Origin of the sequence: Bradyrhizobium sp. YR681, from assembly GCF_000282615.1 — a bacterium.
Classification (GTDB): Bacteria; Pseudomonadota; Alphaproteobacteria; order Rhizobiales; family Xanthobacteraceae; genus Bradyrhizobium.
In genome coordinates this window covers 41,301-47,300 of sequence record NZ_AKIY01000228.1, presented here as the reverse complement: position 1 = coordinate 47,300, position 6,000 = coordinate 41,301, and the positions used below count along the sequence as shown (strand labels likewise).

Annotated in this window: 6 protein-coding genes and 1 tRNA gene; 4 read left to right on the top strand and 3 right to left on the bottom strand. The window is 64.5% G+C overall.

Annotated elements, in window-relative coordinates; all coding sequences use genetic code 11:
• Positions 1–79: 79 nt before the first annotated feature.
• Positions 80–154: transfer RNA gene (locus PMI42_RS24475), tRNA-Val, on the bottom strand.
• 76 nt (positions 155–230) lie between these two features.
• A complete protein-coding gene (gene cpdR, locus PMI42_RS24470; protein WP_007597092.1) occupies positions 231–590 on the bottom strand; it encodes a cell cycle two-component system response regulator CpdR in 360 nt (119 codons plus the stop codon).
• Positions 591–929: 339 nt separating this feature from the next.
• Here cpdR and PMI42_RS24465 point away from each other — a divergent pair, with 339 nt between their 5' ends.
• The 3 genes from PMI42_RS24465 (at position 930) to PMI42_RS24455 (ending at position 4,175) form a co-directional block, all read left to right on the top strand.
• A complete protein-coding gene (locus PMI42_RS24465; protein ID WP_008139047.1) occupies positions 930–1,820 on the top strand; it encodes an N-formylglutamate amidohydrolase in 891 nt (296 codons plus the stop codon).
• 548 nt (positions 1,821–2,368) lie between these two features.
• The gene (hisN, locus tag PMI42_RS24460; RefSeq protein ID WP_008139044.1) at positions 2,369–3,151 is read left to right on the top strand and encodes a histidinol-phosphatase; all 783 of its coding nucleotides are present in this window, start codon (positions 2,369–2,371) and stop codon (positions 3,149–3,151) included.
• A 58-nt stretch (positions 3,152–3,209) separates the two neighbouring features.
• Complete coding sequence (locus PMI42_RS24455; RefSeq protein ID WP_008139042.1) at positions 3,210–4,175, top strand: Bug family tripartite tricarboxylate transporter substrate binding protein; 966 nt, start codon at positions 3,210–3,212, stop codon at positions 4,173–4,175.
• A 19-nt stretch (positions 4,176–4,194) separates the two neighbouring features.
• Here PMI42_RS24455 and PMI42_RS24450 read toward each other — a convergent pair whose 3' ends face one another.
• The gene (locus tag PMI42_RS24450; RefSeq protein ID WP_008139040.1) at positions 4,195–5,085 is read right to left on the bottom strand and encodes a LysR substrate-binding domain-containing protein; all 891 of its coding nucleotides are present in this window, start codon (positions 5,083–5,085) and stop codon (positions 4,195–4,197) included.
• Positions 5,086–5,233: 148 nt separating this feature from the next.
• Here PMI42_RS24450 and PMI42_RS24445 point away from each other — a divergent pair, with 148 nt between their 5' ends.
• Positions 5,234–5,989, top strand: coding sequence for a sulfite exporter TauE/SafE family protein (locus PMI42_RS24445; RefSeq protein WP_035966493.1), 756 nt, complete (start codon positions 5,234–5,236; stop codon positions 5,987–5,989).
• Positions 5,990–6,000: the final 11 nt, after the last annotated feature.

Genomic DNA, 6,000 nt, shown 5'->3' with positions numbered 1-6,000 from the left:
GCCGAAGCTCGCGGCGGCAGCCCGCCTGCGCCCGTTGGGCTTCGGCGTGGCATCCTTCTCTCGCTTCGCGAGCGAAGGATGGTGGGCGCGACAGGGATCGAACCTGTGACCCCTACCATGTCAAGGTAGTGCTCTCCCGCTGAGCTACGCGCCCTAAAAGTCCACTTGCGTTCGGGTCGGGTCCCTATAACGGCTCAGGGGAGCCGGTGCAAGGACCGAAGGGGGCCGATTTAGGCCGCCAGCATCTTGTTCACTTCGCTGACCAATTCGCGCAGATGCACGGGCTTGGACAGCACCTTGGCGTTCTTGGGGGCGTCCGAATCCGAGTTCAGGGCGACCGCGGCGAAGCCGGTGATGAACATGATCTTGATGTCGGGGTCGAGTTCCGAGGCCCGGCGGGCGAGCTCGATGCCGTCCATTTCCGGCATCACGATGTCGGTCAGCAGCATCTCGAACGGCTCTTCGCGGAGCCGCTGATAGGCGGCCATGCCGTTGTCATGGGACGAGACCTGAAAACCGGCGTTTTCCAGCGCCTTGACCAGGAAACGGCGCATGTCGTTGTCGTCTTCGGCGAGCAGGATCTTTGGCATGGCAGGAAACGTCGAATCCCCAGAGGATATCAGCAGAGGTCACTAAGCCCGACAGAGGGTAAATTTGGGGTGAAAATCTTTACCCTGGGACGGCCGCGCTGCCCGCACCCTTGTGAACCCGAACGGGCTGCGAATCAATCGAGCCGGACCTGGCGGTCCCCGCCTCCTTGCCCGCACGGTTAAGACATGTTCCAGCGCCGCTCGCATCTTTTCGCTTGGCAGAATGGTTGTGATTCCGGACAATGACGACACATAAGAGCCGTTGGACGGCCGAATCAGCGCCCGAGCTTGAGGCGCAAAGGGATGACGCCTGAGAATTAAGGGACGAAGCCTGACAAGATGACCCGGTTTGACGGCGAGGTGTCGCCAGCCTTCGAGATCTTCGAGCCCGCCGAATGGCGCGCGCCGGTCATCTTCAACTCGCCTCATTCCGGCTCGACCTATCCGGACGAATTTTTGGCGGCGTCCCGGATCGACCTGCCGCAGCTGCGGCGATCCGAAGATTCCTTCATGGACGAGCTGATCGGTCATCTGAGCGACCGCGGCTTTCCGACCGTGCGGGTCAACTTTCCCCGCTCCTATGTCGACGTCAATCGCGAGCCCTATGAACTCGACCCCCGCATGTTCAGCGGGCGGCTGCCGAGCTTTGCCAATACCCGCTCGATGCGGGTCGCCGGCGGCCTCGGCACCATTCCGCGCGTGGTCGGCGACGGCCAGGAGATCTATCGCGACCGCATCGCGGTCGACGACGCGCTGGCGCGGATCGAGATGCTCTACAAGCCCTACCATCGCGCGCTGCGCCGGCTGATCAACAAGGTGCACCAGATGTTCGGCACCGTGGTGCTGGTCGACTGCCACTCGATGCCGTCGGTCGGCGTCAGCAGGGACGAGCCGCGTAGGCCCGACATCGTGATCGGCGACCGCTACGGCACCAGTTGCACGCCGCTGCTCCCCGACAGGGTCGAGGAGACCATGGGAAGCCTCGGTTATTCGATCGGCCGCAACAAGCCCTATGCCGGCGGCTTCATCACCGAGCATTACGGCAACCCGGCGAGCGGGCTGCATGCCGTGCAGCTCGAGCTCAACCGCGCGATCTACATGGACGAGCGGCGACGCGAACGCGGCCCGCGCTTTGCGCAGGTGGCAAGCGACTTCGGCGTCCTTGCCGACGTGCTGGCGACCACGATCCCGTTCGGCGATCTCGGCCCGTTCCAGGCCGCGGCGGAATAGACGCGCGCCCGTCCCCGCGCAATCGCGTCGCGGATCAAGGACCAGATGAAGCTTGTGAGCGTATCGTGCGCCGAATCTTCGCTTGGCGATTTCGCGCAGCTGAAGTGAAGATCGGGCTCAAAGAAAAAAGGGCCGCTTCTGATGAAGAAGCGGCCCAAGTCTAGGGAGGAAACGCCCAAGGAGGGCAGCGGTAACGCAGAGCGCTACCGCACCGCAACAATATGCGGCCGCGACGCACAAAGTGCAAGGGCTTTTGAGCCGTTTCCCATGCAATATGCACATGGCTCATTTGCTTATAGCGAAACCCAGATTCAGTTTCTTTGATAAGGAAATTCAATGGGTTGATAGTCGTTTGCATACGAACAAGGCATACTCGGAACTAAGTTTTCAACTCCGTGATCGATATTTGGCCAGCATATGACTGAGGTGAGGCAGTCGGCTGCTGCATCCAAAATACCAGGGTGCAAATCAAGACAGCGCTGCACGCGAGAGGCGAATTGAGCTAGGCAGAGATGAGCTTCACCCGACTTTCGTTTTGAGGATTCGCCGTGACGGTGATCGACTTCTCCGCCTTCATCGGACGGCTCGCCACTGCCTCCGGCGAGACCATCTTGCCGTTCTTCCGCACCTCGCTGTCGATCGACGACAAGAGCAAGACCAAGGATTTCGACCCCGTGACGGAGGCCGACCGCGCCGCCGAGGCGGTGATGCGGCGGCTGATCAAGGCCAGTTTCCCCCAGCACGGCATCGTCGGCGAGGAATTCGGCAATGAGCAGGAGGACGCCGACTATGTCTGGGTGCTCGACCCCATCGACGGCACAAAATCCTTCATCGGCGGCTTTCCGATCTGGGGCACGCTGATCGCGCTGCTGCACAAGGGCACGCCGGTCTACGGCATGATGCACCAGCCCTTCATCGGCGAGCGCTTTTCCGGCGACAACGGCTCGGCCACCTATAAGGGTCCGTCCGGCGAGCGCCGGCTCCAGGTTCGCCGCTGCGCCTCGCTGTCGGAGGCGACGACCTACACCACCTCTCCGCTGCTGATGAACGAGCGCGACCGCGCCATCTTTGGCCGCATCGAGCAGGGCGCGCGGCTGTCGCGCTACGGCGGCGACTGCTACTCCTATTGCATGCTGGCGGCCGGCCATGTCGATCTCGTGGTCGAGACCGAGCTGAAGCCCTATGATATCGCAGCCCTGATCCCGATCGTGACCGGCGCCGGCGGCGTCGTCACCACCTGGGAAGGCAAGCCGGCACAGGGCGGCGGCCGCATCGTCGCCGCCGGTGACGCCAGGGTTCACGAAGAAGCCCTGAAACTGCTCAACGGATAACCGGCCCCAGTAAGCGACCCGGCCAAGCGACCCGGCCAAGCGACCCAAAGAGGCCTGCATGAAAAAACACCGCTCGCTCCTCCTCGCGCTCCTGCTGCTGTTTCCGACGCTCGCCTCCGCGCAGAATTTTCCCGCAAAACCGATCAAGCTGATCGTGCCGTTCCCGGCCGGCGGCCCCAACGACATCATCGCGCGGGTGATCGGCCAGCGCATGTCGGAGCTGTCGGGCCAACCGGTACTGATCGACAATCGCGGCGGCCAGGGCGGCGTGCTCGGCACCGACGCGGTTTCGAAGGCCGCGCCCGACGGCTACACCATCGCGATCTCCTCTGCCGGCGCGCTCGCGATCAGCCCGAGCATGGAACGCGTCGCCTACGACACCCAGACCGATCTCACGCCGATCACGCTGGTTGCGACCGTGCCGGAAATGCTCGTCGTCGCCACCAATGTGGAGGCGAAAAACATCGGCGAGCTGATCGCGCTCGCCAAGGCGCAGCCCGGAAAACTCAACTTCGCCTCCTCCGGCCCCGGCAGCCTGCCGCATCTGGCCGGCGAATTGTTCAAGCTCACCGCGAAGATCGACATCGTCCACGTGCCCTATCGTGGCGCGGCGCCTGCCGTGAACGACCTACTGGGCCAGCAGGTGCAGATGACGTTCCTCGACCTCCCCGTGCTGCTGCCGCAGGTCAAGGCCGGCGCGTTGAAGCCGATCGCGGTCGGCTCGCCCGAGCGCGCGCCGACCGCGCCCGATGTGCCGACTCTTTCGGAAGCGGGTTTTCCCGATCTGCGCGTCGAGAACTGGTACGGCATGGTCGCACCGAAGAGCACGCCGAAGGAGATCGTCACCGCGCTGCATGGCCTTGCGACCAAGGCGATGGCGGATCCCGCGGTAAAGGAAAAGCTCGCCGCGCAAGGCGCCACGCTGATCGGCGACGAGCCCGAGCATTTTCGTCAGTTCATTGCGGACGAGACCAAGAAGTGGGGCAAGGTGATCAAGGACGCCGGCGTGGAGACGGCGAAGTAACGCTGTCTTACCCTCCCCCTCACACCGCCTCCGCCCTTAAATGCTCCACCAGCATCTTGGCTGGCCTTGGCAGCGCCTTGAAGCTGCGCGCGCAGATCACGAGCTTTCGGTTGGCCCAGGCATCGCGCAGGCGGACCATGGCGAGCGGCATCAGCTTGGCGCAGCGGCGGGCGGCGGAGATCGGCACCAGGGCAACGCCGACGTCGGCGGCGACCATCTGGCAGATCGCATCGAAGTCGCGCATGCGCGCGCGGTAATGCGGCCGCATGCCGAGCCGCGCGGCATGTTTCGAAATATGGACCTGGAGCGCGGTGGCGCTGGTGAGCCCGACGAAATCGCAGGCGCCGGTTTCCTGAAAATCGATCTGGCGGCGGCCCGCGAACGGGCCGCGCCGCGACGTCACCAGCGTCAGATGATCCTCGCTGAAGACGAAGCGCTCGATATGGTCGGGCAGTGCATGCTCGGCGGCAAAGCCGAGATCGGCGGCGCCCGCGGTGATCGCGGCCGCGATGTCGGTGCTCTCGCGCTCCTCGATGTCGACGGCGACGTCGCGATGCTCGTGCAGGAAGCCGGCCAGCGCCTTCGGCAGGTGCTCCGACAGGCCCGACGTGTTGACCAGGAAATGCACGCTGGCACGCACGCCGCTGGCAAAGCCGGCGAGGTCGCCGCGCATGGCGTCGATCTGGTGGATGACCACCCGCGCATGGTCGAGCAGGCTTTCGCCGGCCGCGGTCAGTTCGACGCCGCGGCGCCCGCGCTTGAGCAGCGCGACGCCGACCGCCTCCTCCAGCCCCTTGATCCGCGCGCTCGCGGAGGCCAGCGCGAGATGCGAGCGCTCGGCGCCGCGGGTGATGCTGCGGTGGTCGGCGACCGCGATGAAGAGCTGGAGATCGACGAGGTCGAAGCGCATGGCAGGTCTCTCTTATTGCTGGAGCATGATCTTGTCGGAAAACCGCTGCGCACTTTTCCGGATCATGCTCGAGACTTCGTAACCAGCGAAGGCTCTCTCCGTAACCTCCAGATTGTGCCGGCGCGTGGCTTCGGTCAATGTGCGCGACATGATCGACCCTCTCCTCATCGTGATCGCCGCCGTCTTCCTGCTCGCCGGATTCGTCAAGGGCGTGGTCGGACTCGGCCTGCCGACCGTGTCCATGGGCCTGCTCGCCGTGAGCATGGCGCCGAGCCGCGCGATCGCCATCGTGATCGTGCCGGCCATCGTCACCAATATCTGGCAGACCTTCGTCGGCCCCTACTTGCGCGACATCCTGCGGCGGCTGTGGCCGCTGATGATCGGCACCGTGATCGGCTGCTGGCTCAATGCCGGCGCGCTGACCGGCCCGCATGCGCGCTATGGCACGATCGTGCTCGGCCTGCTGCTGGTCATCTACGCCGTGATCGGCCTGAACAAATTCCAGTTCCGCGTCGCGCCGCAGAACGAGAAATGGGTCGGCGGCGTGGTCGGCGTCATCACCGGGGTGATCTCGGCCTCGACCGGCGTGCAGGTGATCCCGTCGATGCCGTTCATGCAGGCGATCGGCATGGAGAAGGACGAGCTGGTCCAGGCGCTCGGCGTGTTCTTCACCACCGCGACACTGGCGCTCGCCTTCAACCTCACCGCCGGCGGATTGCTGACGCCCGCCAATGCGGTGCCCGGCGCGGTCGGCCTCGCCATGGCGTTCGCCGGCATGTTCATCGGCCAGTCGGTGCGGGCGCGGATGCCGGCGGAAGCGTTCCGCCGCTGGTTCCTGATCGCGATGATCCTGCTGGGCCTCTATCTCGCCGGCAGCGCGCTGGTGAAAGAGTTCGTTTCGTAGGGTGGATTAGC